This is a genomic window from Nocardiopsis alba DSM 43377 (assembly GCF_000341225.1).
In the GTDB taxonomy this organism is placed as follows: domain Bacteria; phylum Actinomycetota; class Actinomycetes; order Streptosporangiales; family Streptosporangiaceae; genus Nocardiopsis; species Nocardiopsis alba.
In genome coordinates, this window is record NZ_ANAC01000026.1 from 1 (window position 1) to 25,426 (window position 25,426).

Here is a 25,426-nt window from a genome sequence, read left to right on the forward strand (position 1 = left end):
TACTCGCCGGACCTGCCGTTGGAGGAGGATCGGATCTTCTCCTTGGCCTTGGCCTTGGTCTCCTCGGCCTTGTCGGCCGCGTCCTCCGCGACGTCGGCCGCCTTCTCCTCCAGGTTCTCGCGGGTCTCACGGACCTGCTCACGGGCCTGGTCCAGGTGCTCCTGCCACTCGGCGTCCTGGGAGGCCTGACGCAGGCGGATGAGCGAGTACACGAGCACGCCGCCGACCAGGGCGGCGCCGCCGATCACGAGACCTCGGGGGATCCTCCGGCCACCGGCGCGGAGTCCGCGCAGACTACGGCGGCCCGGCTTCGGGTCGATCCGCTGGGCGGCGACGGTCAGCAGACCGGCCACCCGAGGGGCGACGGTGTCCTCGACGCGCTGAGCGGCGGTCTCCAGGCGGGGTGCGGTCCAGCCGCGGGCCTGGAGGAGCTTCACGGCCGCCTGGTCCCGTGCCTGATCGGCGTAGGGGCCGAGTCGGTCGGCCTGTTCCCGGGCCAGTTCCTGTAGGCGGGCGAGGGCGTCCTCGGCGTCCTTGCGTGCCTTGCGACGCTTGGCAGTGATAGGCACGTCGTCAGCTCCTTCGATCGTTCTCACCGGTTCGTACGGTCACTTCACCCGGCGGCCGACACGTTCCGGCCGCCTGAATGGTGCCGCCGGTCGTCCTTCCCTGTTATCCGGGTGTTATCTCAACATACGTCCTCTGCGTCTGTGATCTACGTTTCGACACCGTCCACGGTCGTCGGGCTTCCGGTGAAGCGCGCCGGTGGGCCGGGTAACGTGAGCACGTAATCTCACTCGAGCGAAAGGCACTGAGGTGTCGGACTCCACGGGTCAGCCCACCGCGCGGCTGAACACCTCCAAGGGAACCATCGTCGTCAAGCTGTTCGAGGAGCAGGCGCCGGAGACGGTCGCCAACTTCATCGGCCTGGCCGACGGTTCCAAGCAGTGGATGGACCCCACGACGGGCAAGCCGTCGAACAACAGCCTTTACGAGGGCACGATCTTCCACCGGGTCATCGACGGGTTCATGATCCAGGGCGGCGACCCGCTGGGCAATGGCCGCGGCGGCCCCGGCTACCAGTTCAAGGACGAGATCGACCCGAGCCTGCGCTTCGACCGTCCGTTCCTGCTGGCCATGGCCAACGCCGGTCCGGGCACCAACGGCTCCCAGTTCTTCATCACCGTCACCGAGCCGCACTGGCTCAACGGCCGCCACACCATCTTCGGTGAGGTCGTCGAGGGCGCCGACGTCGTGACCGCCATCAGCAAGGTCGAGACCGGCGCTCAGGACCGTCCGAACGAGGACGTCGTGATCAACAGCATCGAGATCACCCGATAACACGGGTATCGAGGTCAGACCCAGAGGAGTGACCAGCCGACCATGACCGCACCTCCCCCTTCCCCCGGGGCCTCGTCCGGCCAGGGAACGCCGCGTACCTGCTACCGGCACACCGACCGAGAGACCGGGGTCGGCTGCACGCGGTGCGGGAGGCCGATCTGCCCCGACTGCATGGTCGAGGCGGCCGTCGGCTTCCAGTGCCCGGCCTGTGTGGCCGAGGGGAACCGCAGGGTGCGGTCGGCGCGGACCACCTTCGGGGGCAAGGTCGTCGACAAGCCCTACGTGACCTGGTCGATCCTGGTCATGATGGTGGTGGGCTTCGTCCTCCAGCTGGGCACCTCCGTCCCGCTCGGCCAGGCCCTGAGCACACCTCTGGTCCAGCACTTCAGCATGTGGGGCCAGGGCGTCGTGTGGCACGGCGAGTGGTACCGGCTCATCACCGCGGCCTTCCTGCACGGGGGCGTCCTCCACCTGCTGTTCAACGGCTACGCGATGTACGCCCTCGGTCCGCAGTTGGAACGTTGGTTGGGGCACGGGCGTTTCCTGGCCCTGTGGGTCCTGGGCGCCCTGTCCGGTTCGGTGCTGAGCCTGATCGCCACGCCGAACCAGCCGTCCGTGGGCGCCTCCGGCGCGATCTTCGCCCTCTTCGGCGCGGTGTTCGTGATCGGTCGGCGTCTGCGGTTGGACATCCGGATGCTCCTGGTCCTGCTGGCGCTCAACCTCGGTATCACCTTCCTGGTCCCGGGGATCTCCTGGACCGCCCATATCGGTGGTCTGGTCGGAGGGCTGCTGATCGGGGCGGTCCTGGCCTATCTGCCGTCGAGTTCGGTCAAGGAGGGACGGCGCACCCTGGTGCACACGCTCCTCCTGGCGGCCTTCGGTGTTCTCCTGTTCACCCTGGTCGTTCTGGCCCCGAGACTGTGGATCCTGATCTACGGCTGACGTCCGGAAACGCGAAAGGCCCTCGGAGAACGTTCCGGGGGCCTTTCGTCCACATCCATGGCGGGCATGGTGCGACACGCAGAGTAGAGCTACCCACAACCTGTGGATAACTCTGTGGAAAACCTGATCAAGGCGGCTCGAACGGCCGAGTGGGGCGTCGGCGCCGTTATCGGGCCCGGGGGTGAACGGGGGACATCACGCCCACGGGAGGACCGGGGTCAGTGCCAGCGCGTCGACAGAATGACGGCGATGATGATGCCACTGAAGCCGATCAGCAGGTTCCAGTTGTGCCAGTCCTGCATGTACGGGACCGAGGCGCCGGCGAGGTAGTACACGCCGATCCAGAGGATGCCCAGGATGAAGAAGCCCAGCATCGTCGGCACCAGCCAGCGTGGGCTGACCTTCGGCTGCTCTTTGGAAGGAGGCGGCGTGTAGACGGCCTTCTTCTTGCGATCGTTGCGGGACTTGGGCACGGTCGCTGCTCCAGGATGTGGGGCGGTTCGGAATCACCACAGTGTACGCCCCGGGCGCCCCGGGCGTCACCGCCGGCAGGTCCCGAAACCCCAACGGTCCCACCCGGAACGTGAGAGGGGGCCGTGCCCCTTCGGACACGGCCCCCTCTCACACTGCTCCGGGTCTCATCGACGGCCGAGGACGAACCCGTTCTCCTCCGGCTGATCGGTCTCCCAGGGCGGAGGCGGGAACTCGATCGGCGGACTGTCCGTCTCGCTGGGCTCGTCCGGCTCGTCGGGCTCGGTCGGCTCCTCCTCGGCGGGGGCGACGGCGATCGTCACCGTCACGGTGGTGCCCACGTCCACGCTCTGCTGGGCGGCGTGGGACTGGTTGACGACGGTGTCCTCCGGGGCGTCCGCGGTCTCCTGCTCCTGGAAGTCCGCGACCAGGTTCGCCTGGTCCAGGGCGTTCTGCGCCTGCTCCCGGGTCATCCCCTGAAGGTCCGGCACGCTCGTCTGGTCGGGGCCGGAGGAGATGTGCAGGGTGATCTCCGTGTCCGGGGAGACCTCGTTGCCCGCCGGGGGGTCCGTACCGATCGCGCTGCCCTGGGCGATGGTGTCGTCGGCCCGGGAATCGGTGGTGACGTTCTCGAAGCCCTGATCGCTCAGAGTGGACCGGGCCTCCGACTCGGTCTGCCCCTCCACGCTCGGGATCTCGATCGCCCCGGGCCCGGAGGAGAGCACGATGACGACCTCCTCGTCGACGGGGGCCTCCGTGCCCGCCGTGGGGTCGGTCTCGATGGCCGTGCCCTCGTCGATCTCGTCGTCGGCCCGGGTATCGGTGCCGATGTTCTCGAAACCCTCATCGCGGAGCGCGGCCTCGGCGTCCTCCTGGGACATGCCGGCCACGTCGGGGACGGTGGCCTGTTCGGCCGTATCACCGCTCCGGTTGAGGAGGAAGAAGACCAGGATCAGGGAGCCGATGACGCCCAGGGCGAGCAGGACCCACAGGGCCGTCTTGCCCGCGTTGCCCTTCTTCTCGTCCCGGTAGTCGTCGTCGTAGTCGTCGTAATCGTCGTAGCGGTCGTCCCCCGCGGGCGGCATCGCCGTGGTGGCCCCCGCCGCGGCCATCGCCATGGTGCCCGCCTGGGTGGGCATCCCGGCCAGACCGCGCTGGATGTCGGCGCGCATCTCCGCGGCGTTCTGGTACCGCTCCTCACGGTCCTTGGTCATCGCGCGGAGGGTGACGTCCTCCAGCCACTCCGGGATCTGCGGATCCACCTCGGAGGGCGGGATCGGATCCTCACGGACGTGCTGGTAGGCGATGGACACGGGGGAGTCGCCGGTGAACGGGGGGCGCCCGGTGAGCAGCTCGTAGAGCACGCAACCGGTGGAGTAGATGTCGCTGCGAGGGTCCACGCGTTCGCCGCGCGCCTGCTCGGGAGAGAGGTACTGCGCGGTGCCGATGACCTGGGAGGTCTGGGTCATCGTCGCCTGGTCGTCGCCCATGGAGCGGGCGATACCGAAGTCCATCACCTTGACCTCGGCGTTGCGGGTCAACATGACGTTCGCGGGCTTGATGTCCCGGTGCACGATGCCGTTGTCGTGGCTGTACTCGAGAGCCTTGAGGATGCCGTCGACCAGCTCCGCCGAACGCTCCGGCACGAGCTTGCGGTCGTCGTCGAGGAGTTCCTTGAGGGTGCGGCCGTCCACGTACTCCATGACGATGTACGGGATGGAGACCCCGTCGATCATGTCCTCGCCGGTGTCGTACACCGCGATGATCGCCGGGTGGTTCAGGGAGGCCGCGGACTGGGCCTCCCTTCGGAACCTCGCCTGGAAGATGTGGTCACGGGCCAGATCGTGTCGGAGCGTCTTGATCGCGACGAGTCGGTCGAGTCGCAGATCTCGTGCGCGGTGTACCTCGGCCATGCCGCCGCGCCCGACCACCGTGTCGAGTTCGTAGCGTCCGCCGAGGAGCCGGGGCTGGGACATGTCGTGCACTAATCCTCGTGTCTTTCGGAGACCGCCCGCAGGCCGCCGCCTATCCTGAGCGTCTCTCGATCATCGCTTGGTCATCGGTCCGTGTCTCGTGCTGAAAGCTAGTTCCCTTCGTGCCCCGGCGGGTTGTCCACGCCACCGCCACCGCCGCCACCGCCGCCGGATCCGTCTTCTCCGCCGCCGTTGTCGCCGCCGTTGTCCGGGGGAGGATCCGTGTTGTCCCCACCGTCGGGGTTCTCGGTCTCGGGGACGTCGTCCTCGCCGTCGTCCTCGGGCTGAGTGGGTTCCTCGTCGCCCTCACCGGTGTCAGGGCCCTCGGAACCTCCCCAATCGTGGGCCGGAGGGGTCCAATCGGGGAGATCGTTCTCCGGCACCGGGATATCCGGCTCCTCCGGCTCCTCGGGTTCCTCACTGGGTGTGGGGGAGGGGGAGGTCTCCGAGACCGCGGGCGGGTTGCTGTCGTTGACCTTGTCGGTCCCGGGGTCCCCGCCGAACACGAAACCGGCCGCGGCGGCCGCCACGATCATGACGGCCGCGACCACGGCCGCGAGCACGACCGGCGTCCTGATCCGGCGTTCGGACCCGGAACCTTTCGCCAGGGTAGCGGAATCACCGTTCTGATCAGCGGGTACGAAGGGCTGATCGGCGGTTCGTCGAGCCTGGGATCCGCTCCGCGGCCCGGTGTCCGGAACGGCCCCGACCACCCGGGTCTGCGCCATACCGGAGAAACCGGTGGACGGGGTGGGCGGTCCCGTCCCCGCGTCGGAGCGGATGACCGCGGCCAGATGCGCGACCTCGCCTGCGGAGGAGGGGCGGTTCTCGGGGTCCTTCTCCAACATGGAGAAGACCAGGTCGTCGATCTCGGCCGGGATGTCCTCGGGAAGCGACGGAGGTTCGTCGCGCGTGTGGGCCAGGGCCAGCGCCACCGGGCTGTCGCCGGTGAACGGAGGCTCTCCGGCGAGGCATTCGTAGGCCACCACGCCGAGCGCGTACAGGTCGGAGGCGGCGCTCGCGGGCCGCCCGGACGCCTGCTCGGGCGAGATGTACTGCGCCGTGCCCATCACCATGCCGGTCTGGGTGAGGGTGACGGACGTGTCCCCGCGGGCGATACCGAAGTCGGTCAGCTTGAGCTGCCCCTCCTCGGTCACCAGCAGGTTGCCCGGTTTGATGTCCCGGTGCACCACGCCGCGGGCGTGCGCGGCGGCCAGTGCCTTGGCCGCCTGGCACACGAAGTCCAGGGTCTGGTCGGGGCTCAGCCTTCCCTGCTCGCGCAGGACCTGGGAGAGGGGGTCGCTGACCACCAGCTCCATGATCAGGAAGGCACGGCCGTCCTCCTCGCCGTAGTCGTAGACCTGGGCGATGCCGGGGTGGGAGAGACCGGCGGTGATCCGTCCCTCGGTTCGGAAGCGCTCGCGCGCGGTCGGTTCGGCCATCTGGGCCGGGTGGAGCAGCTTCACCGCGACGGAGCGGTTGAGCAGTGTGTCGGTCGCCCGCCACACAGTCCCCATACCGCCGGAGCCGATCTGCTCCTCCAGGCGGTAACGATCGCTCAGAACGGTCCCGGTGAGTCCACCGGGACCGCTCTGTGAAGACGGTTCGTAGGCGCTCACTACAGAACCACTGCCTCCATCATGTTCCGCGCGATCGGCGCGGCCAGGGACCCACCGCTGCCGCCGCCGTGTTCGATCACGACGGCGACCGCGACCTGCGGGTCGTCGGCCGGGGCGAACCCGATGAACCAGTTGTGGGTGCCCATCTCGCCACCGGTCTCGGCGGTACCGGTCTTACCGGCGACGTCGATACCGGAGATCGCGCCGTTGGGTCCGGAGCCGTCCGGCCCGGTGACCCGGACCATCATGTCGGTCAGGTCGGAGGCGGTGCTGGCGCTCATGGCCTGGGAGTAGACCTCGGGCGTGGTCTGGGTGACGACGGAACGGTCGGCGTCGCGGACCGAGTCCACCAGGTAGGGCCGCATGACCTCGCCGGAGTTGGCCACTCCGGCGGCGACCATCGCCATCTGGAGCGGGGTCGCCTCCACGTTGGACTGGCCGATGCCGGCGCGTCCCAGGATGTTGCGGTCGTCCTCGGGCGGGGCGAGGCTCGGCGTCACGCCCATCGGGACGGTCAGCCTCTCCTCTTCCTTCTCACGGTTGAACCCGAACGCCGTGGCCTGCTCGGACAGGTTCTTTCCGCCCACCTCGATCGCCCAGTTGGCGAACGAGGTGTTGCAGGAGATCTGGATCGAGTGGGCCAGGGTGTCGGGGTCGCCGCCGTTGCAGGTACCGCCCGGGGTGGCGTTGGGCAGCGGGTGCCCCAGTTCCAGGGTGTCCGGAGCGTCCATGGTGCTGTCCGGGCCGGCGTCCAGGTACTCCATGGCCGCCGTGGCGGTCACGATCTTGAACGTCGAGCCCGGGGGGTAGCGCTCGTTGAGGGCGCGGTTGAGCAGCGGCTGGTCGGGTTCGACCTCCAACGCGCCATAGTTCTCGATGGCCTCGGTCTGGTCGGTGATGCTCACGACGTCGTTGGCGTCGTAGGAGGGGTAGGACACCGCGCCGAGGATCGCCCCCGTGGAGGGGTCGATGGCGACGGCGGCGCCGTTCATGCCCAGGTCCTTGAAACCGTTGAAGCCCGCCTGCTGTACGGCGGGGTCGATGGTCAGCTCGACTCGGGCGCCCTCCGGTTCGCTGCCGGTGATCATGTCGCGGAAGTTGCGCACCGCCAGCCGGTCGTCGCTGCCGTCCAGCAGGCTGTTCTCGGTGTCCTCGATACCGGAGGCACCGTAGCTGCGGAAGGAGCCCACCACCGGGGTGTAGAGCGTTCCGTCGGTGTACATCCGCTGGTAGCGGGCCGGGTCGCCCTCGTCGGCGATGTTCTCCGAGTAGGCGACGTTCTCCCCGCCGATGACGATCGGGCCGCGCGGCTCGGTGAGCCGTTCGGAGTACTGTCGTCGGTTCAGCGGGTCCTCTCGGATGGCGTCGGCCTGGAAGCCCTGGATCCAGGTGAGCTGGAGCATCAGGGCACCGAACAGGAGCATCGAGAAGACGCTGAGGCGTCGGATGGGTGTGTTCATCGTCGGATCACCTGTGTGGCCCCCTCGTCCTGGATCGCCTGGGGGGCGGGGCGGCGCGCGTTGTCGCTCATCCGGAGCAGCAGTCCGATCATCAACCAGCTGGCCATGAGGGCGGAACCGCCCGCGGCCAGGAAGGGTGTGGTCATACCGGTCAGCGGGATGATCCGGGTCAGGCCGCCGAGCACCACGAACACCTGGAAGCACATGACGAAGGCGATGCCGCTCGCGAGCATCTTGATGAAGAGCTCGCGGGAGGCCAGAGCCACGCGCATCCCTCGCTGCACGAGGAGGAAGACCACGATCAGGATGACCATGACGCCGGTCAGCCCGAGGTCCTCGGCCAATGAGGCGAAGATGAAGTCGCTGTCCGCGGCGAAGATGTGGTGCGCCTGGCCGCCGCCGAAGCCGGTGCCGAACAGGCCGCCGTAGGCCATGCCGATGAGCCCCTTGACGAGCTGCTCACTGCCGCCGAGCCGTTCGTAGACCTCGGGGTCGAAGGCGTTGAACCAGATGTCCACGCGCTGGCGGAAGTGCCAGAAGATCTGCATCGCCAGGGCGGCCGCGCCGATGAACACGGTGAGGCCGATGATGACCCACGAGGATCGTTGGGTGGCCACGTACAGCATCGCGAGGAAGGTGCCGAACAGCAGCAGCGAGGTACCGAGGTCCTTGGTGATGACCAGCAGACCGATCGCGATGACCCAGCCGACGACCATCGGCATGAAGTCACGGGCACGCGGCAGGTCCAGGATCTTGAACCGGCCGACCTTGATCGACTTGGCGGCCAGCGACAGGACCTGGCGTTTGGTGACCAGATACGAGGACAGGAAGATCACCAGGGCGATCTTCGCGAACTCGGACGGTTGCATGGTGAAACCGCCGAAGCCGATCCACCGGCGGGCGCCGTACTCGTTGATGCCCAGACCCGGCACCATCGGCAGCGCGATCAGGATGATCGCGACCAGGGCGCTGATGTAGGTGTAGCGCTGGAGCACCCGCGGTTCCTTCAGGAAGAACAGCAGGGCGATGCAGAAGATCATGCCCACAGCGGTCCACACGAGCTGCATGCCGATGCCGGCGTGCTCGATCTCGCCGGACTCGGCGGCGTCCAGTCGCCAGATCATGGCCACGCCGACCCCGTTGAGGAACAGCGCGCAGGGCAGGATCAGCGGGTCGGCGTACGGGGCGATGAAGCGCAGCGCCACGTGGGTCGCCAGGGCCAGGGCGCCGAAGATGAGGCCGTAGCCCCACATGGCTCCCGGGATCTGGTTGTTGAGGTTCAACCCGGCGATCGCGATCGCGCCCATGGTGATGAGGATGGTGAGCCCGACCAGCACCAGTTCGGCGTTGCGCCGTTTGACCGGTGGTAGGGCGGTGGGTGCCTCAGGGGCGGTGGTGCTCACAGGGTCACCCCGATTCCTGGGTCTCGGTCCCCCGACCGGAGCCGTCCGCGTCCTTCTCCAGATCGGAGATCAGGGTTCGTGCCGCTTCGAGGTTCTCGACGTCGATGTTGGCCTCGACGCCCTGACGGTCGGTCGGGGCGAGGGAGTCCACGCCGAGGTCGGTCTTCTCGACCTCTTCGGAGAGGCTGATCCCGGCGATGTCGGTGTCGACGCCCTGGTAGATGCTGACGGTCCGGCCGTCGGAGGACAGACCCACGTAGTACTGGTCCTCGACGTATTGACGGCCGAAGTAGTAGCCGCCGCCGGCGATCGCGCCGACCACGATGACGAAGACGAGCACGATCGGCCACCAACTCCGGGACCGGTACTCCTGCTCGCCGTCCGCGTTCGGGCCGCCGGCGGGCGGGGCCTCGTAGGGACGTTCCTCGTACGAGGAGGGGGCGGCGCCCGCGGGCGCCGGGATCTCCTCCCGGATCGGGTTCATCTCGGCGGTGTCGCCACCGCCGGCGCCGCGCAGTTCCTGCGCCCGTCTGGCCGGGCTGGTCTCGTTGGGGCCGGTGGACTCGTCACGCTGGTCCGCGGCGCCGACCGTCTGCGGAGCGGCGGTGGGCCCCTCCTGGTCGGTGTCGGTCTCGATGACGTCCGCGATCACCGCGGTGATGTTGTCCGGTCCGCCGCCGCGGATGGCCAGCTCGATCAGCTTCTTGGCCGCCGCGCGAGGGTCGCTCTCGGCGGCCAGGGTCTCGTGGATGGTCTTCTTGCTGACCACACCGGAGAGCCCGTCCGAGCAGAGCAGGTACCGGTCGCCGACCTTCGCCCGACTGATGGAGATGTCCGGGTCGACCGGGGTCTTGCCGTCCAGGGCGCGCAGGATCAGGGACCGCTGCGGGTGGGTGGCGACCTCCTCCTCGGTGATCTTGCCCTCGTCGACGAGGGTCTGCACCAGGGTGTGGTCGTGGGTGATCTGCTCGAACCGGGAGCCGCGCAGCAGGTAGGCGCGCGAGTCGCCGATGTGGATCAGGGCGACCTGGGAGCCCGACCACAGCATGGCGGTCAGGGTGGTGCCCATGTTCTCCAGCTGGGGCTCCTGCCGGATGCGGATGGCGAGGGAGTCGTTGGCCTGCTCGACGGCGCGTTGCAGGACCTCGGCCATCTCCTCGGCCCGTGGGTCGTCCGGGGTGTCCAGGCTGCGGATCGACGAGATCGCGATGGAGCTGGCCACCTCGCCGCCCGCGTAACCGCCCATACCGTCGGCCACCGCGAGGAGGTGTTGGCCGGCGTAACCGGAGTCTTCGTTGCCTTCGCGGAGGCATCCTACGTCGGAGTACGCCGCGTATCGGAGAGCGATTGTCATTTGCGCAGTTCCAGGACGGTTTTGCCGATACGGATGGGCTGACCCACCGTGATGGGCTGGGGGCGGTTCAGCTTCTGCTGGCCGAGGTAGGTGCCGTTCGTGGAGTTGAGATCCTCGACGAACCAGCGGCCGTTTTCGGAGTAGACGCGTGCGTGCCGACCCGAGGCGTAGTCATCGGTGATGACCAGGGTCGAGTCGGGGGCGCGTCCGATCAGGATGGGTTGGGAGGCCAGGTCGACCGTGGTGCCCGCCAGGGATCCCTGTGTCACGGCCAGGACCGTGGGCTCGTTACGACGTGCGCGCTGCGGCCGGGCCTGCGACGATGACGATGACGCCGCGACGGGCCTGCGCTGAGGAGGCCGGATGGAGGGCCTGGGTTTCTTCTTCCTGGACTTCCTCTTCGACTGGCCGAAGAGGTCCGTGCGAATGACACCGACCGCCATGAGGACGAACAGCCAAAGCACCGCGAGATACGCGATCTTGATCAATATGAGGGTCAAGTTGGACATCGAACTGCTCTTCAGCCCCTGTCGTGCTTCGGCCGGGGTGGCGGTCATCGGCGCCGCCACCATGTCTGCCCCACCTTCGGTCGGTGAGTCCGGGTCGCTGGTCCACGGCCCAGCCGGCCGCGGTCATTGTGCCCGATCGGTCGGGTCTTCGCGGAGACTACCCTCCCGGTCGGTGTTCCGATACGACTCGGTATCGGGACCGACCCGGTCATCGAACACTCAGACGCCGATTCGGCGCCGTTGGTTGCGGTCCGGAAGGGCCGGATCGTCATCCCTTAGGGGGATCGGGGAGACGATCAGTCGCGACGGAAGGTCATGGTGGTGCGGCCCAGGCTGATACGGGTGCCGTCCACCAGCCGGGCCTGCCTGACCTGCTGTCCGTTGACGAAGGTCCCGTTGGTGGACCCCTTGTCCTCCAGGATGACCTCGTCGCCGTCCACGCGGATCTCCACGTGGTGGCGGGAGACGCCGTTGTCCACCAGACGAAGGTCACAGTCGGTGCCGCGGCCCAGGAGGGTGACCGGGGTGGTCAGCTCGAAGGACTGCTGCATCCCCTGGCTCGCGATGTTGCCCTCGGCGGTCGCGCCGCCGGGGGAGATGAGGAGACGGGGGCGGCCCGTCTGCTGCGGTCCCGAACCCTGTCCCGGGTCGCCCACGGGCTGGCGGAGCTCTCCGCCCTCCACGAGGCTGCCCCGGACCACGCCGGAGCGGATGCGGAAGCGGCCCGTCTTCAGGCCGTCGTCCGAACGGAACTGTACGCGGACCGGGCCGACGAACGAGTAGCCCTGCTCCGTCGCGTAGTCCCGCGCCAACTTGGACAGTTCCTGCCCCAGGCTGTCGGCGTAGACCTCCAGGCGTTCCTTGTCGCTGGCCGAGAGTTCGACGATGAAGTCGTTCGGGACCAGTGTGCGGCCCTGGGCGACGATCGCGGCCCGCTCGTCCATCTCCCGCTGGACCGCGCTCGCGACCTCGACCGGCTGGAGCTCCGACTTGAAGGCCATCGCGAAGGTGCCTTCGATCATGCCCTCGAGCCTGCGCTCGAAGCGTTGGAGCACTCCCACGAGGTACCTCCCTTTCGTACTCCACTCCGTATGTGTAGACGATCGTAACCGGGCCGGGGTGCCCCTGGTTTCAGGTGCACCCCCGGGACGGGCCCGGAGGAGTGTGATCGGGGCCGTCCGCAAACGGTGTGCGAGGCACCTCCAGACCGTGCTAATCTTCTTCATGTCGCCAGGGCGAAGCGGGGAAAACCGGCTCCGAACTGGCATCATAATCGAATACATGTCACTCGGGCGGGTGGCGGAACGGTAGACGCGCACGGTTCAGGTCCGTGTGTCCGAAAGGATGTGAGGGTTCAAATCCCTCCTCGCCCACAAGTTCACGGGACGACCCCGTCGGTAGGCTCAGGCCTCCGGCGGGGTCGTTCTTCGTTTCCTCCGGGGTTCGTGGGTCGAGGGGGCCTCATCGGCCCTCCCCGGGGAGAGAGGCTTCGGGGCGGCGCCGGCTCCCCTGGTTTCGGGGTGACCGTAATACCGGGCAAGCGCGATCAACGATCTTGGATCGTTAGGTTCGCGGCAAGCCGCCTTCGCGGGTCGGAACCGAACACGGGGCACATGTCGGGCGTCGAGGGCCCGGTCGTCCGGTGGGGGTGAGGCCGGGGTGCTCATTCGGACGAAAAGCGTGTGATGAGACACTTCGGGCGTGGGTATCACCGAACGACTTCATGAGATCGGGCGGCCGCTGGTCGCCGAACAACTCGCGCACCCGACGGTCGCCGGCATCTCCCGAGGCGACCTCGACGAGCGCGCCTTCCGCTACTGGCTGGAGCAGGACCACCTCTACCTGCTCGACTACGCGAGGGCCTTCTCCCGTCTGGCCTGGCAGGCCCCCGACGACCATCTGGCCGACCTGGTCGGTATCGCGCACAGCACCCTCACCGAGGAACTCGAGCTGCACCGTTCCCTGTCCGGGGAGTTCGGCGCGGACCTGACCACCAAGGAGAAGGGGCCCGCCTGCGAGGCCTACACCTCGTGGCTCCTGGAGGCCGCCGCCGACTACCGGGACGGGCTCGCCGCCGTCTACCCCTGCATGTGGGGGTACAACACCCTGGGGCGGGAACTGGCCCGCGACCGTCCGGAGGACCCCAGGTACGCCCGCTGGGTCGATACCTACAACGACCCCGGCTTCACCGAGCTCACCGAGAGGTACGGGCGCATGCTGGAGGAGTCCGGAGCCGACCCGGAAAGGGCCGAGCGCTTCTTCCTGGAGGGGATGCGTCACGAGATCGCCTTCTGGAACACCCCCTACACCTGATCTCCATCGGAATCACGGGCGAGCGCCCTCACTCCGGCCCCGGCCCCCGGACACGTTCTCTCCGTTCGGGGCCGGAGCGGGCGCGCCGCGGCCGGCTCAGGGAGCGATCACGGCCTCGACGTCGGAGAAGCGCTCGATCTCGCATCCGTTGTGCCTGTTGAACTCGGTGTCGATCTCGGTGTCCCCGACGTGGCCGGTGACCCGGGCCGCCTCGGGGCCGCCGACCTGCATCGTGCAGGCCATGCCGTCGGTCTCCATGACGAAGGGCTCGGAGCCGAGTTCGTCGATCTCGGAGCAGGCGGCCTCGGGGTCGGGGTGGTCGCCGCCGGTCGGGGAACAGGTGAGGGTCCAGGTACCCTCCTGGAAGTCTTCGGAGGGGGGCAGGCCGTCCTCGTCGGCCACGAAGGCCTCGATCACGAGCTCCACCTCGGCGTCGCCGTTCCCACCGTCTTCGGAGGTTCCGGAATCGTCGGTGTCGTCGGAGTCGTTCTCCTCAGAGGTGCCGTCCGTGGGATCGGTCTCCTCCGAGGGGTCGGTCTCGGGTGCGGTCTCCTGAGGGGCTTCGGCGTCGGGCCCTGAGGATCCCACCTCGGTGGCGTCGTTGCCGCAGGCCGTGAGTAGCAGGCCTAGGGCCGCGAGCGCGGCGAGGCGGGTCGGCAGGGCCGTTCCGAAGTTGTGCTCACGCATACTGCTTGGACGGGGCGCGCGAACCCGGGGTTCCGTCGTCCTCTCACTTTTTCAGTACACACCCGATACAGGGGGTCACCACCATGTCCGATGGTCAGGTCGCCGAGGTTCTCGTGAACGAGATTCCGGAGGGCGCCTATCTTCTCGACGTCCGCGAGCCCGCCGAGTGGAGCGCCGGGCACGCCCCGGACGCCGTGCACATCCCGCTGGGAACGCTGGGGGAGCGCGCGGCGGAGGTCCCCCAGGACCGGAAGGTCTACGTGGTGTGCCGTTCGGGCGGGCGTTCCGCTCAGGCCACGATGGCGCTCGGCCAGGCCGGCTGGGACGCGGTCAACGTCGCGGGCGGTATGCGCGCCTGGGAGGCGGCGGGGTTCGACATGAAGGCCGACTCGGACGCCGAGCCGACGGTCCTCTGAGACTCGAATCTGGACGGATTACGCAAAGGCCTGCCACTCGGGGGCTCCCGGGTGGCACTATGACGTCGTGAGTTCCGAGCGCGCGCCCCTCAGCGCCGAAGCCATGCTCGCCTCCTCAGCGGACGCGGTGATCGGCATCGACGGCGAGCTCCGAGTCACCTTCTGGAATCCGGCGGCGGAACGGATGTTCGGCTGGTCCGCGGACGAGGTGCTCGGTGGCGAGCTGCCGATCATCCCGCAAGAGCTGAGACCCGAGTACGGCGCGGTGCTCGAACAGGTGCGCGCGGGCACCCCGTTGACCATCTTCACCCGTCGTCTGCGCAGGGACGGGACCGCTCTCGACGTGCGGGTCAGCACCGGCTGCGTGCACGACGATCGAGGGCGGCACAACGGCTGGGTCCTGGTCCTCTACCCGCGGGAGAAGGAGGCCCAGGCGCAGGCCTCCGCGATGGAGCGGGCCCGACTGGTGCGCAGGCTCACGGATGTCGTGGCCGACATCAACACCGACCTCAGTCTCAAATCGGTCCTGGACCGGATCATCAGCAGCCTGACCGAGCTCACCGGCGCCGACGCGGGCGGTTTCGTCCTGTTGGACGAGAACCGGGTGCGGCTGGTGAGCCTCACGCACCTGTCCGACGAGTTGTACGGGGTGAGCGCACCGCTGGAGACCAGCCTGTTCGGTGAATTGCTGCGCAGCGGCAAGTCCGTGCTGTTGGCCAACAGCGACACCCGCAGCCTGGAGGATCTGGTCTGGGCCGACCTACCCGGGCTGCACACCATCGCCCTGTGCGTCTCCAACGCCCAAGGACGCCCTTACGGGGCCCTGTACGCGCTGTACAGCCGGCGCAGGGTCGGCCACGTGGAGCTGGAGCTCCTGGAGTTGTTGGCCGAGCACGCCGGTGTGGCCATAGGCAACGCCATGGCCTACGAGGAGCTCAAGCTGCAACGGGCCCGAGAGCGGGCGGTGGCCGACTCCAGCGCCGACGGGATCGCCGTACTCGACTTCAGTGGCAAGGTCCGCAAGTGGAACCGCTCTGCCGCGGAGTTGACCGGCTACTCCTTCGAGGAGGTGGAGGGCAAGCATCCTCCCTTCCCGATCCCCGCCGCGCACGGAGAGCCCGTCAAGCACAAGAACGACGGAGGGCGTTGGCTGGAGATCCTCATGGCGCGGATCCCCAGCACCGACGAGTGGGTGGTGGACTTCCGGGACATCACGGCGCAGAAGGCGTTGGAGGAGGAACGGGAGTTCTTCCTGGCCAGCACCGGTCATGAGCTGCGGACCCCGGTCACCGTGATCCAGGGGTACGCGGCGATGCTCTCGCGAAAGGGAGAGCGGTTGGGTCCGGCCGGGCGCCAAGAGGCCAGCGAGATCATCCTGGATCGTGCCCGGGCCCTGGCCAAACTGGTGGAACGCCTGCGCCTGGGGTCGGACGTGGCCAGCGGTGAGATGACCCTGGACCGGGTCCCCTTCGACCTCGCGGAGCTGCTGGGCCAGTCGGTGGCGGCCTTCCGCCCGCTGGCCGAGCGGCAGGAGTTGGTGCTGGACTCGGAGGGGCCGCTGTGGACGGTGGGGGACCCGCTGGTCACCGGCATGGTCATGGATCAACTGCTGGAGAACTCGTTGAAGTTCTCGCCAGACGGCGGCGAGGTACGGGTCACGGTGGAGGAGGACGGGGAGGACTCTCTCACGATCCACGTTCAGGACGAGGGGGTGGGGATCGACCCGGGAGACGAGGAACGGATCTTCGAGCGCTTCTTCCAGAGCGGTGAGCGCGGTGACCGTCGAGGCTACGGCGGCCTGGGGATCGGCCTGTACATCGTGCGCCAACTCGTCCGGGAACAGGGCGGGGAGGTGACCGCTCATCGGTTGGAGCGGGGGACCCGGATGCGGATCACCCTGCCCAGACACCGCGGCGAGGAGGTCGAGTTCGGGGTGGGTCCGGAGGATACGTCCGTGCGAGGGAGGGTTCCGGGGCCTTCATCCGCGTGAGCGTAGTGCCAGGTCGTTCGTACCGGACGGAGTGCAAAAAAACCTGAAAGTTCCTCGAAGCCCTGTGGCGCCGATGATGTAAGCCCCGGTGAGAGGGGGTGTCAGGGGGGTTTCACCTCGGCGTTGGTTTCCTCCCCGGGTGATCGGGGCATTTCCACCCCTGGTGGAATTCGCCGTCATACAACGGACGGGTTCCGGGCCAGCCGATAAGTACGATCGCGCAGGGACGAAAGCCGTGTCAGGAGACCACACCCCACTCGACAACGGGGACCCCGGGAACCCGCGGAAGGTCGAGCGGAGCGTCGCTCTTCCCTACGCCGCCGAGAGCGTCACCGAGGCCAGACGAGGGTTGTGCGCCGACCTGCGCGCCCTGGAGGTCGGCGACGAACGGATCGGTGACGCGGCGCTGATCCTCAGCGAACTGGTCAGCAACGCCCTCAGACACGCCGGACCCCTACCGGACGACACCGTCGGGGTGGCCTGGCGGATCGAGATGGGCGGCGAGGCCGGTGGACGGTTGGAGATCGCGGTCCGTGACGGTGGATCGAGCAGCATGCCGCGGGTGGCCCGTCCTTCGATCTCCGGTCTGGGCGGCCGCGGGCTGAGCATCGTGCAGACCCTGGCCGGGCGTTGGGGCACCGAGATGGAGCCCACCACCACGACGGTCTGGGCGCTCGTGGACCTGGCCGTCGACGAACCCCCCGTGGCGGACGACGCCGCCGATACCGGCATGTCGTTCCCCTCGACGGGCGGGGAGGGGGCCGTGGAGTTCGGCCTCGACCCCCGAGAGCCGGTCCGCGGCCTTCTGCTGTAGTCGCGGACGACGGGGAGGCTCCGACCTTTCGGGAGGGTCCCCCACGCTCCGGGCGGAGGAACGTGACCGATGGAGCGAAACACCGTCGACGAGGTGGCCCGGCCCTGGTCTGGACGCTACAGTCACGACTGTGGAGTTGAAGATATCAAGCCGGTCTCAGGATGACGTCGCGGTGGTAACCGTGGGCGGCGAGATCGACCTGTACACGGCACCCCAATTGCGCAACGAGCTCGTCGATTCCCTGGAGGACGGGGCACGGCGGCTGGTCATCGACATGTCGCGGACGGAGTTCTGCGACTCGACCGGGATCAGCGTCCTGCTCTCCGCGATGAAGCGCTCTCGTGACAAGGGCGGTGATCTGGAACTCGTGGCCCCCAAGCCGGCGGTCATGAAGGTCCTGGAGGTCACCGGGCTCCACGAGGTCTTCACCATCCACGCCGATCTCGACGCCTCCCCGATGACCGCGGGGACCGGCGGGATCGAGTAACGCCGATGGCACCCGAGGACCGGAGCCGGCCCGCCGGGCCGGCCGATGCCGGGGTCGCCGTGGTGATCCCCGCCAAGGACGAGGCCGACCGCATCGCCGCCACGGTGACGGCCGCACGTGGACTTCCCGCCGTGGACCTCGTCGTCGTCGTCGACGACGGATCCTCGGACCGGACCGTCGAGATCGCCCTGGACTCGGGCGCCCGGGTGCTCCGGCACAGCCGCAACCGGGGCAAGGGCGCGGCCATGGAGACCGGGGCCGAGGGGGTCCTCATGGTGGAGGAGCACGAGGCCGCCGCGGGGACCGTACGTCCCCCGCGCCACCTGCTCTTCCTCGACGCCGACCTCGCGGAGACCGCCAAGGACGCGGCCCCGCTGGTGCTTCCGGTCCTGGAGGGCACCGCGGACATGACCGTCGCGCTCTTCCCGGCCACCCGTCTGCGCCTGGGCGGCCACGGTTTCGTGGTCCGTCTGGCCAGGGACGGGGTGCGCAAGGCCACCGGCTGGGAGCCCGAACAGCCCTTGAACGGTCAGCGATGCCTGAAGCGGGCGGCCTTCGAAGCGGCCCGACCTCTCGCCCCGGGTTTCGGGGTGGAGACCGGCCTGAGCATCGACGTCCTGCGCGCGGGCTTTCGGGTGAAGGAGGTCGAGGTGCCCCTGGAACACCGGGCCACCGGGACCGACCTGCGGGCCCAGATGCACCGGGCGCGTCAGTTCGTCGACGTGGCGCGCGCCCTGGCCGCCCGAGACCTGGGGCCCGCGGTACGGCGGACCTGGGGCGACGCGGTCGACGGGGCCAGGGGTGGGGCTAAGGAAATGTCTCGAAAAATCGGGCAGATTGCTCGCAAAAAACGCTAGGAGTGACCACACGGACGCGATGCGTGGCGATACGCTCGCGCTGTGTTCACTACGTTCCTGGCCTTCATCGGTCTACTCATCGGACTGGGGGGACTCGCCCTCGGCGTGTACATGCTGCTCAGGATCCGTGTGCTCCAGGACGAGTACCGGCTCCTGGCCCGTCGGGCCCTGGCCGTCAACGCCTCCGGCACCGACCCGCGCGCCGTCCGCGACGTCGCCGTTCTGCACTACGACGCCCTGGAGGAGATGACCGGGGCCCGCTCCTTCTCCCTGGCCCTGCTCAACAGCCATGGGGACGGGGTGGTCGTCACCTCCATCAACGGGCGCACCGAATCGCGCACCTACGCCAAGACGGTGACCGAGGGGGAGTCCGAGTCCCTCCTCAGCCCCGAGGAGTACCGGGTGGTCCGCTCCGCGCGCCTGGGAGCCGGGGTCGGCGCCGCCCTCCCCGATCCCGGACCGTTCGAGGAGGAGACCGCCGGATCGGAGGAAGAGCCCTCGGTCACCCTGGTCTCGGTCCCCGGGCCGGAGGGGGAGACGACCGGCGGCGCGGGTACGGGGCCCGACATCGGCCTCGACACGGAGGAGATGACGGACATGGAGGAACCGGTCGAGCGGACCACCGCCCGTACGCCCGAACCACGATCCGAGAGCTGACCACCTCCGACCGCGCTTCCCGTATAGCCTGAACAGCATGCCCAACCGTTACGCCTACCTCGGCCCCGAGGGCACCTTCACCGAAGCCGCCCTGCGCGACCTGCGCCCCGACGCCACCGAAGACGACCGCGTCCCCTGTGACGGGGTGGCGGCGGTCTTCGACGCGGTCCGTTCCGGGGCGGTCGACGGTGGGGTGGTGCCGCTGGAGAACTCGGTCGAGGGAGGGGTCACCACCACGATCGCCGAACTCGTCAACGGCGAACCTCTGCTCATCACCGGCGAGACCGCCGTCCCGGTCGAGTTCGCGCTCTTCGCCCGTCCGGGCACCGTGCTGGAGGACGTCAAACGGGTGGCCACCCACCCCCACGCGCTCGCGCAGTGCCGGGGGTGGCTCTCACGCCGGCTCCCCAACGCCGACACGCACACCGTCTCCTCCACCGCGGCCGCCGCCCGCGCCGTGGCCGAGCCGGGTGCCGCCTACGACGCGGCGATCTGCGCCGTCATCGCCGGTGAACGCTACGGACTCCACGCCCTGGCCACGGGGATCGGCGACCGGGCCGACGCGGCCACCCGCTTCATCTACCTGTCACGGGGCGGCGCGCTGCCCGAACCCACCGGGGCCGACCTGACCTCCCTGGTCGCCTTCATCACCGACGACCACCCCGGCGCGCTCATCGAGGTCCTCAACCAGTTCGCCGTCCGCGGGGTCAACCTGACCCGGCTGGAGTCCCGGCCCACCGGCGACGGCCTGGGCAACTACTGCTTCTGCATCGACGCCGAGGGACACGTCGCCGACGCGCGCGTGGGCGAGGCGCTCATGGGGATCCGCCGCGTCTGTCGTGACGTCCGCTTCCTCGGCAGCTATCCGCGCCGGAGCCGAGGGACCGAACTCGACCCGCCGCTGCGCCCGCGCACCACCACCGACGCGGACTTCGCCGAGGCCGAGCGCTGGCTCGCCCGCGTCCGCGCCGGCGACATCGACTGAGGGCCCCGAGCGGGGCCCTCCCCCTCCACACCGGGCCGTCAACCGGCCTCGGTGAGGTCGCCCACCTCCTCGAACACCCACTCCTCGGACGCGGCCCGGCGCAGCTCCAGGTACAGGGCCAGCCTCAACGCGGTGTCCTCGGAGTGCGCGTCGTCCAAGGCCTCCAGAGCCCCCGTGAGCTCTTCGATGTTCATCTCGCCGAGTGGTTTCACGACTGTCTCCCCACGGTCGCCGTGCCGTCGGGAGCCCCCGCTCCCGTTCGGCCCTTCCACATGGAGGACGAGGGCGGTGACCTTCCATGACGCGACTACGCGGAAAAGATGTGAACCCGGGTGAGGGCGGGCGGTAACCTGCAAGACGTGATCGACCTTCGCGCTCTTCGAGAAGACCCCGAACGACTCCGTGCATCGCAGCGTGCGCGCGGCGAGGACCCCGCCGTCGCGGACCGGCTGCTCGCCCTGGACGCCGACCGCCGTTCCGCGTTGACCAGGTTCGAGACCCTGCGGGCCGAACAGAAGAGTGTGGGCAAGTCCGTCTCCAAGGCCTCTCCCGAGGAACGGGAGGGGCTGCTGGCCAAGGCCAGGTCGCTGGCCGCCGAGGTCAAGGAGGCCGAGGCCGAGGCCGGGCGTCTGGGAGACGAGCTCGACGCCGTCCTGGCCCGGGTGCCCAACCTCGTCGAGGAAGGGGCTCCCGAGGGCGGGGTCGACGACTTCGTGGTCCTGGAGACCGTGGGCGAGCCCCGCGAGTTCGACTTCACCCCGCGCGACCACCTGGAGCTGGGCGAGATGCTCGGCGCCATCGACATGGAGCGCGGCGCCAAGGTCTCCGGAGCCCGCTTCTACTTCCTCACGGGCGTGGGCGCCCGCCTGGAACTGGCCCTGCTCAACATGGCGATGAACCAGGCCGTCGAGGCCGGGTTCACCCCCATGATCCCGCCGGTCCTGGTCAAGCCCGAGACCATGGAGGGCACAGGGTTCCTCGGCGAGCACTCCGACGAGGTCTACCGTCTTCCCGAGGACGACCTCTATCTCGTGGGCACCTCCGAGGTGGCCTTGGCCGGATACCACGGCGGGGAGATCCTGCCCGGCGAATCCATGCCCCGACGCTACATCGGCTGGTCGTCCTGCTTCCGTCGTGAGGCCGGCTCCTACGGCAAGGACACCCGCGGCATCATCCGCGTCCACCAGTTCAACAAGGTGGAGATGTTCGTCTACACCCACCCGGACCAGGCGCACGAGGAGCACGAGAGGCTCCTCGCCTGGGAGCGGCGGATGCTCGACAAGCTCGACCTGCCCTACCGCGTGGTGGACATCGCCGGCGGCGACCTCGGCACCAGCGCGGCCCGCAAGTACGACTGCGAGGCCTGGGTCCCCACCCAGGAGACCTACCGCGAGCTGACCTCGACCTCGAACTGCACCGAGTTCCAGGCCCGCCGGCTCAACGTCCGCTATCGGGACGAGGACGGCAAGCCCCGTTTCGCGGCGACCCTCAACGGCACGCTCGCCACCACCCGGTGGATCGTCGCCATCCTGGAGAACCACCAGCGCGAGGACGGCTCCGTGGTCGTCCCCGAGGCGCTCCGCCCCTACCTGGGCCTGGACGTGCTCGAACCGATCCAGGCGCCGCGTGGCAAGAAGAAGTGAACGTGACGTCCCGACGGCCGTGAGCCGTCCGAGACACGAGAGCGGGGTCCGACCGGACGGGTCGGGCCCCGCTCTCGTTCAGGTGCGCGGTGAAGGACTACAGGTAGGGGCCCGACCCCATGTGGGGGCGCCCCCGACCGTCCTCGCCCTCGGGCTCCTGTTGGGCCTGCAACCCGGCGACGCCGGGCGGAAGCGCCTTGCGCATGTTCTCCAGCTGGGCCCGGGCCGCCATCTGCTGGGCGAACAGCGTGGTCTGGATGCCGTGGAAGAGGCCCTCCAGCCAGCCCACCAGCTGGGCCTGGGCGATCCGTAGTTCGGCGTCACTGGGCGCCGACCCCTCGGCGAACGGCAGGGTGAGCCGTTCGAGCTCCTCGATGAGCTCGGGGGCCAGACCGTCCTCCAGCTCCTTGATCGAGGAGGTGTGGATCTCCTTCAGGCGGGCGCGGCTGGCCTCGTCGAGAGGGGCGGCCTTCACCTCGTCGAGGAGCTGGCGGATCATGCTGCCGATCCGCATCACCTTGGCGGGCTGCTCCACCATGTCGGCGAGCGAGCGCGGCTCGGCCGTGCCCTCGCCGTCCTCGTCCCCGTGCCCCGAATCAGAGTCCATCACCAGGACCCGGGGTTCCTTCTGGTCGTCTGCGTTGCTCATCGATCCCCTAGCTCTGCTGTGTTCGGCACGCTGTCAGCGGGTGAGAAGGATCTTGCCGGTGTGCGCGCTCGATTCCATGACACGATGTGCCTCCGCCGCGTCCTCCAAGGGCAGTGCGCGGTCGACGACGGGGCGGATGTCTCCTTTTTCTACCAACGGCCAGACCTGCTCCAGTACTCCCGAGACGATCGTGGCCTTCTCCGCCGCGGGGCGGGAACGCAGGGTGGTCGCCTGGACCGAGAGCCGTTTGACCAGCATGCGGCCCAGATCGAGTTCGGCGGTACGGCCGCCCATCAACCCGATGATCACCAGACGGCCGCCCGTGGTCAGCGATCGAAGATTCGCCCCGAGGTACGACCCGCCCATGATGTCGAGGACGAGATCGGCGCCGCCCTCGGCCCGCATGCGTTCGGAGAAGGATTCGTTCCGGTAGTCGATGGTGATCTCGGCGCCCAGCTCACGGCAGCGCTCCAGCTTCTCCGCGCTACCGGCGGTGACCGCCACCCGGGCCCCCAGAGCGCGCGCGAACTGGATCGCGAAGGTTCCGATGCCGCTACCGCCACCGTGGATCAGGATGGTCTCCCCGGCACGCAGCCGGCCGGCCATCACCAGGTTGGACCACACGGTGCAGGCGACCTCGGGAAGCGCGGCGGCCTCGACCGGGTCCATACCCTTCGGGATCGGAAGGAGCTGGCCGACCGGAACGGCCACCCGCTCCGCGTAGCCGCCCCCCGTCAACAGGGCGCAGACCCTGTCGCCGACGGCCCAGCCGGTCGTCTCGACCCCGGGGCCCGACCCTACGATGGTCCCCGAGCATTCCAGCCCCGGATACTCGGAGGCCCCGGGCGGTGGGGGATAGTTCCCCTGACGCTGGGACACGTCGGCACGGTTGACCGCCGTGGCCGCCACGTCCACCAGGACCTCACCCTCTCCGGGAACGGGATCGGGGACCTCTGACCAGGCCAGGACCTCGGGTCCGCCCGGTTCGATGATTCGGATCGCGTGCATGGGGCTGACAGTACCCAGGATCGGGGAGGATCACGTCGCGGGGTCCGGACCGGTTCCGGGGGCCGGGAAGGATGCTTCGCCGCCCCGACACGGGTAAGAGAACCCCCGAGGGCCGTCCCGACACCTCCCCCAGGGAGGGCCCACCTCCCCAGCAAGCCCCCTTGACGCAGGAGAACCCCGGTGGCACAACACGAACACGACGGGTCAGGCACCGAATCGGAGACGCCCGACCGCACCGATTCGGTCCGGAGTTCCCCGGACGTCCCGGACGACCTCGGTGAGGAGACCGGCGAGGCCGCCCCGGGGGCGCCCGCGCCCACACCCAGGGAACAGTGGTTCGGAGGCTTCGAGGGCACCGCCCCACCGCCTCCTCCCTACGCCAGGTCGCCCGAGGAGACCCCGCCACCGCTCCCCGGCACCGCCTTCGACGCCCCCGCCCCACAGAGGGCGGAGGACGAGGAGACCCCCTTCGACGGTCTCGGAGAGGCCGGAGGCGGCACGATCCGGCTCATGCCCGGTGGCGCGCGCAAGGAACGGCCGGCCGGACCCTGGCGCGAGGATCCACCGAAACTCCCCGTCAGGCCCACCCGACCCGGTGCCGCGCCACGGGACCCGCTCGGCCCACGACGAACGCGCGCGGACTCCGACGTCCCCGAACCCGAACAGCTTCCGCCTCTCGAAGCCGAACGCGCCGAACCCCCGAGCGGACCATGGGGGCCGGAGAACGGCGCGTCCGCGCCGGTCGCGCACGAACCGCGCCCCGCCCCGAGCGATCGCGTCGAACCGGAACCGTTCCGGCCCCCGGCGTGGCCCGAACCGACCGGTCCGCGTTCCCAAGGCACCGCCCCTGTACGCCGCGATCCCCCGGCCCCTCCGCCCTACCCCGGGCCCGACCCCGAGGCCGGGGTGACCTCCGACGCCCTCGACGCGGCCACCCTGGTCCGCAACCGTAGACAAGGGCCCAGCGGAGGATGGCGCAAGGCCGTGCACACGGCCAGCCTCGGCCTGATCAACCCGGGAGAGTCCCCCAAGGTGCTGCGCGAACGCGAACTCGTCGCCCGCGCCTGCACACCCGTCGCCTCGGGCCATCACCGTGTGGCCGTGCTCAGCCTCAAGGGCGGGGTCGGCAAGACCACCACCACGGTCGCGCTCGGCGCCACCCTCGCCTCCCTGCGCGGGGACCGGGTCCTGGCCGTGGACGCCAACCCCGACCGGGGCACCCTCTCGGACAAGGTACGGCTGGAGACCGCCGCCACCATTCGCGACCTGCTCAACGAACGTCACCTGGTCGCGCGCTACGCCGACATCCGCGGCTTCACCTCCCAGTCGCCCAGTCGGTTGGAGATCCTGGCCTCCGACCGGGACCCGGCCGTCTCGGAGGCGTTCAGCGACCAGGACTACCGCGAGGTCGCGCGACTCGTCGAGCACTTCTACTCGATCTGCCTCACCGACTGCGGCACCGGTCTGCTGCACTCCGCGATGCGGGGGGTGCTCGGACTCGCCGACCAGGTGGTGCTGGTGAGTTCGGCCTCCGTGGACGGCGCGCGCAGCGCCAGCGCGACACTCGACTGGCTGGAGGCCCACGGCCACGGGGCCCTCGTCGCGAGCGCCGTCGTGGTGCTGTCCATGGTGCGGACCGACAACAAGAGCAGCGTCGACCTCGATCGGCTCCAGGACCATTTCGCCGGACGCTGCCGGGCCGTCGTCCGGGTCCCCTGGGACGGACACCTGGAAGAGGGGGCCGAGGTGGACCTTGAGCGCCTGGCACCGGCCACCAGGGACGCCTACCTGCAACTGGCAGCGAACGTGGGGGAGGCCTTCGCCCATCGGGGCTGACCTCGAACGACC

25 protein-coding genes and 1 tRNA gene are annotated in these 25,426 nt (G+C 69.2%); 13 read left to right on the forward strand and 13 right to left on the reverse strand.

Annotated elements, in window-relative coordinates:
• Positions 1–569 (reverse strand): hypothetical protein (locus D451_RS0122940; RefSeq protein ID WP_017536192.1); only part of this gene is annotated, 569 nt, incomplete at its 3' end.
• A 247-nt stretch (positions 570–816) separates the two neighbouring features.
• Between D451_RS0122940 and D451_RS0122945 the strand changes: the two genes are divergently transcribed.
• Positions 817–1,341 carry a peptidylprolyl isomerase gene (locus tag D451_RS0122945; RefSeq protein WP_017536129.1) on the forward strand — a complete coding sequence of 175 codons (525 nt, stop codon included), beginning with the start codon at positions 817–819 and terminating at the stop codon, positions 1,339–1,341.
• A 42-nt stretch (positions 1,342–1,383) separates the two neighbouring features.
• Positions 1,384–2,283, forward strand: a complete 900-nt coding sequence (locus tag D451_RS0122950) for a rhomboid family intramembrane serine protease (RefSeq protein WP_193789628.1) — start codon at positions 1,384–1,386, stop codon at positions 2,281–2,283.
• A 218-nt stretch (positions 2,284–2,501) separates the two neighbouring features.
• On the opposite strand, the gene D451_RS0122955 is transcribed toward D451_RS0122950, so the two are convergent.
• The 8 genes from D451_RS0122955 to D451_RS0122990 all read right to left on the reverse strand — a co-directional run bounded on the left by D451_RS0122955 (position 2,502) and on the right by D451_RS0122990 (position 12,133).
• The gene (locus D451_RS0122955) at positions 2,502–2,756 is read right to left on the reverse strand and encodes a cell division protein CrgA (RefSeq protein WP_014909918.1); all 255 of its coding nucleotides are present in this window, start codon (positions 2,754–2,756) and stop codon (positions 2,502–2,504) included.
• A gap of 165 nt (positions 2,757–2,921) precedes the next feature.
• Positions 2,922–4,730, reverse strand: a complete 1,809-nt coding sequence (gene pknB, locus D451_RS0122960; protein ID WP_036568597.1) for a Stk1 family PASTA domain-containing Ser/Thr kinase — start codon at positions 4,728–4,730, stop codon at positions 2,922–2,924.
• Between the two features lie 107 nt (positions 4,731–4,837).
• A complete protein-coding gene (locus D451_RS0122965; RefSeq protein WP_026125293.1) occupies positions 4,838–6,346 on the reverse strand; it encodes a serine/threonine-protein kinase in 1,509 nt (502 codons plus the stop codon).
• Positions 6,346–7,806: a peptidoglycan D,D-transpeptidase FtsI family protein gene (locus tag D451_RS0122970; RefSeq protein WP_017536132.1), complete on the reverse strand. Its 1,461-nt coding sequence runs from the start codon at positions 7,804–7,806 to the stop codon at positions 6,346–6,348. The genes D451_RS0122965 and D451_RS0122970 overlap by 1 nt, the downstream gene beginning before the upstream one ends.
• Positions 7,803–9,209 carry an FtsW/RodA/SpoVE family cell cycle protein gene (locus D451_RS0122975; protein ID WP_017536133.1) on the reverse strand — a complete coding sequence of 469 codons (1,407 nt, stop codon included), beginning with the start codon at positions 9,207–9,209 and terminating at the stop codon, positions 7,803–7,805. The genes D451_RS0122970 and D451_RS0122975 overlap by 4 nt, the downstream gene beginning before the upstream one ends.
• 4 nt (positions 9,210–9,213) lie before the next feature.
• Positions 9,214–10,563 carry a Stp1/IreP family PP2C-type Ser/Thr phosphatase gene (locus D451_RS0122980; RefSeq protein WP_017536134.1) on the reverse strand — a complete coding sequence of 450 codons (1,350 nt, stop codon included), beginning with the start codon at positions 10,561–10,563 and terminating at the stop codon, positions 9,214–9,216.
• Complete coding sequence (locus tag D451_RS0122985; RefSeq protein WP_014912863.1) at positions 10,560–11,072, reverse strand: FHA domain-containing protein FhaB/FipA; 513 nt, start codon at positions 11,070–11,072, stop codon at positions 10,560–10,562. Before D451_RS0122985 ends, D451_RS0122980 begins: the two co-directional genes overlap by 4 nt.
• Before the next feature lie 296 nt (positions 11,073–11,368).
• Positions 11,369–12,133 (reverse strand): FhaA domain-containing protein, encoded by a 765-nt coding sequence (locus D451_RS0122990; RefSeq protein WP_421648055.1) that lies wholly within the window; start codon positions 12,131–12,133, stop codon positions 11,369–11,371.
• A 229-nt stretch (positions 12,134–12,362) separates the two neighbouring features.
• Between D451_RS0122990 and D451_RS0122995 the strand changes: the two genes are divergently transcribed.
• Positions 12,363–12,445 (forward strand) — tRNA-Leu (locus D451_RS0122995).
• Between the two features lie 328 nt (positions 12,446–12,773).
• Complete coding sequence (locus D451_RS0123000) at positions 12,774–13,385, forward strand: TenA family protein (protein WP_014910743.1); 612 nt, start codon at positions 12,774–12,776, stop codon at positions 13,383–13,385.
• 96 nt (positions 13,386–13,481) lie between these two features.
• On the opposite strand, the gene D451_RS0123005 is transcribed toward D451_RS0123000, so the two are convergent.
• Positions 13,482–14,072: an SSI family serine proteinase inhibitor gene (locus tag D451_RS0123005; protein WP_017536136.1), complete on the reverse strand. Its 591-nt coding sequence runs from the start codon at positions 14,070–14,072 to the stop codon at positions 13,482–13,484.
• Positions 14,073–14,155: 83 nt separating this feature from the next.
• Here D451_RS0123005 and D451_RS0123010 point away from each other — a divergent pair, with 83 nt between their 5' ends.
• The 7 genes from D451_RS0123010 (at position 14,156) to pheA (ending at position 20,278) form a co-directional block, all read left to right on the forward strand.
• Positions 14,156–14,488 carry a rhodanese-like domain-containing protein gene (locus D451_RS0123010; RefSeq protein WP_017536137.1) on the forward strand — a complete coding sequence of 111 codons (333 nt, stop codon included), beginning with the start codon at positions 14,156–14,158 and terminating at the stop codon, positions 14,486–14,488.
• A 67-nt stretch (positions 14,489–14,555) separates the two neighbouring features.
• Entirely contained in the window at positions 14,556–16,478 is a 1,923-nt protein-coding gene (locus tag D451_RS0123015; protein WP_017536138.1) for a PAS domain S-box protein, read from the forward strand.
• Between the two features lie 235 nt (positions 16,479–16,713).
• A complete protein-coding gene (locus D451_RS0123020; protein ID WP_017536139.1) occupies positions 16,714–17,292 on the forward strand; it encodes an ATP-binding protein in 579 nt (192 codons plus the stop codon).
• A gap of 130 nt (positions 17,293–17,422) precedes the next feature.
• On the forward strand, positions 17,423–17,779 hold the full coding sequence (locus D451_RS0123025) for an STAS domain-containing protein (RefSeq protein ID WP_193789629.1): 357 nt from the start codon (positions 17,423–17,425) through the stop codon (positions 17,777–17,779).
• Positions 17,780–17,784: 5 nt separating this feature from the next.
• Positions 17,785–18,636 (forward strand): glycosyltransferase, encoded by an 852-nt coding sequence (locus D451_RS0123030; protein ID WP_017536141.1) that lies wholly within the window; start codon positions 17,785–17,787, stop codon positions 18,634–18,636.
• 42 nt (positions 18,637–18,678) lie between these two features.
• Complete coding sequence (locus D451_RS0123035) at positions 18,679–19,293, forward strand: DUF4446 family protein (protein WP_014912342.1); 615 nt, start codon at positions 18,679–18,681, stop codon at positions 19,291–19,293.
• 37 nt (positions 19,294–19,330) lie between these two features.
• Complete coding sequence (gene pheA / locus D451_RS0123040) at positions 19,331–20,278, forward strand: prephenate dehydratase (protein ID WP_014908585.1); 948 nt, start codon at positions 19,331–19,333, stop codon at positions 20,276–20,278.
• A 38-nt stretch (positions 20,279–20,316) separates the two neighbouring features.
• On the opposite strand, the gene D451_RS28355 is transcribed toward pheA, so the two are convergent.
• A complete protein-coding gene (locus D451_RS28355; protein WP_014913146.1) occupies positions 20,317–20,490 on the reverse strand; it encodes a hypothetical protein in 174 nt (57 codons plus the stop codon).
• Between the two features lie 147 nt (positions 20,491–20,637).
• Here D451_RS28355 and serS point away from each other — a divergent pair, with 147 nt between their 5' ends.
• Positions 20,638–21,921: a serine--tRNA ligase gene (serS, locus tag D451_RS0123050; RefSeq protein ID WP_014910424.1), complete on the forward strand. Its 1,284-nt coding sequence runs from the start codon at positions 20,638–20,640 to the stop codon at positions 21,919–21,921.
• A 97-nt stretch (positions 21,922–22,018) separates the two neighbouring features.
• Here the strand turns inward: serS and D451_RS0123055 are convergent, their stop codons facing one another.
• Both D451_RS0123055 and D451_RS0123060 read right to left on the reverse strand, forming a co-directional pair.
• Complete coding sequence (locus D451_RS0123055; RefSeq protein WP_017536143.1) at positions 22,019–22,570, reverse strand: bacterial proteasome activator family protein; 552 nt, start codon at positions 22,568–22,570, stop codon at positions 22,019–22,021.
• A gap of 33 nt (positions 22,571–22,603) precedes the next feature.
• The gene (locus D451_RS0123060; protein WP_017536144.1) at positions 22,604–23,578 is read right to left on the reverse strand and encodes an NAD(P)H-quinone oxidoreductase; all 975 of its coding nucleotides are present in this window, start codon (positions 23,576–23,578) and stop codon (positions 22,604–22,606) included.
• 180 nt (positions 23,579–23,758) lie between these two features.
• On the opposite strand from D451_RS0123060, the gene D451_RS27520 reads away from it, so the two are divergent.
• Positions 23,759–25,414: a MinD/ParA family ATP-binding protein gene (locus tag D451_RS27520; protein WP_017536145.1), complete on the forward strand. Its 1,656-nt coding sequence runs from the start codon at positions 23,759–23,761 to the stop codon at positions 25,412–25,414.
• Positions 25,415–25,426: the final 12 nt, after the last annotated feature.

Coding starts and splice junctions, on each gene's coding strand:
- D451_RS0122950 (WP_193789628.1), top strand. CDS start 1,384: ATGACCGCACCTCCCCCTTCCCCCGGGGCCTCGTCCGGCCAGGGAACG.
- pknB (WP_036568597.1), bottom strand. CDS start 4,730: ATGTCCCAGCCCCGGCTCCTCGGCGGACGCTACGAACTCGACACGGTG.
- D451_RS0122970 (WP_017536132.1), bottom strand. CDS start 7,806: ATGAACACACCCATCCGACGCCTCAGCGTCTTCTCGATGCTCCTGTTC.
- D451_RS0122980 (WP_017536134.1), bottom strand. CDS start 10,563: ATGACAATCGCTCTCCGATACGCGGCGTACTCCGACGTAGGATGCCTC.
- D451_RS0122985 (WP_014912863.1), bottom strand. CDS start 11,072: ATGTCCAACTTGACCCTCATATTGATCAAGATCGCGTATCTCGCGGTG.
- D451_RS0123005 (WP_017536136.1), bottom strand. CDS start 14,072: ATGCGTGAGCACAACTTCGGAACGGCCCTGCCGACCCGCCTCGCCGCG.
- D451_RS0123010 (WP_017536137.1), top strand. CDS start 14,156: ATGTCCGATGGTCAGGTCGCCGAGGTTCTCGTGAACGAGATTCCGGAG.
- D451_RS0123030 (WP_017536141.1), top strand. CDS start 17,785: ATGGCACCCGAGGACCGGAGCCGGCCCGCCGGGCCGGCCGATGCCGGG.
- pheA (WP_014908585.1), top strand. CDS start 19,331: ATGCCCAACCGTTACGCCTACCTCGGCCCCGAGGGCACCTTCACCGAA.
- D451_RS0123055 (WP_017536143.1), bottom strand. CDS start 22,570: ATGAGCAACGCAGACGACCAGAAGGAACCCCGGGTCCTGGTGATGGAC.
- D451_RS0123060 (WP_017536144.1), bottom strand. CDS start 23,578: ATGCACGCGATCCGAATCATCGAACCGGGCGGACCCGAGGTCCTGGCC.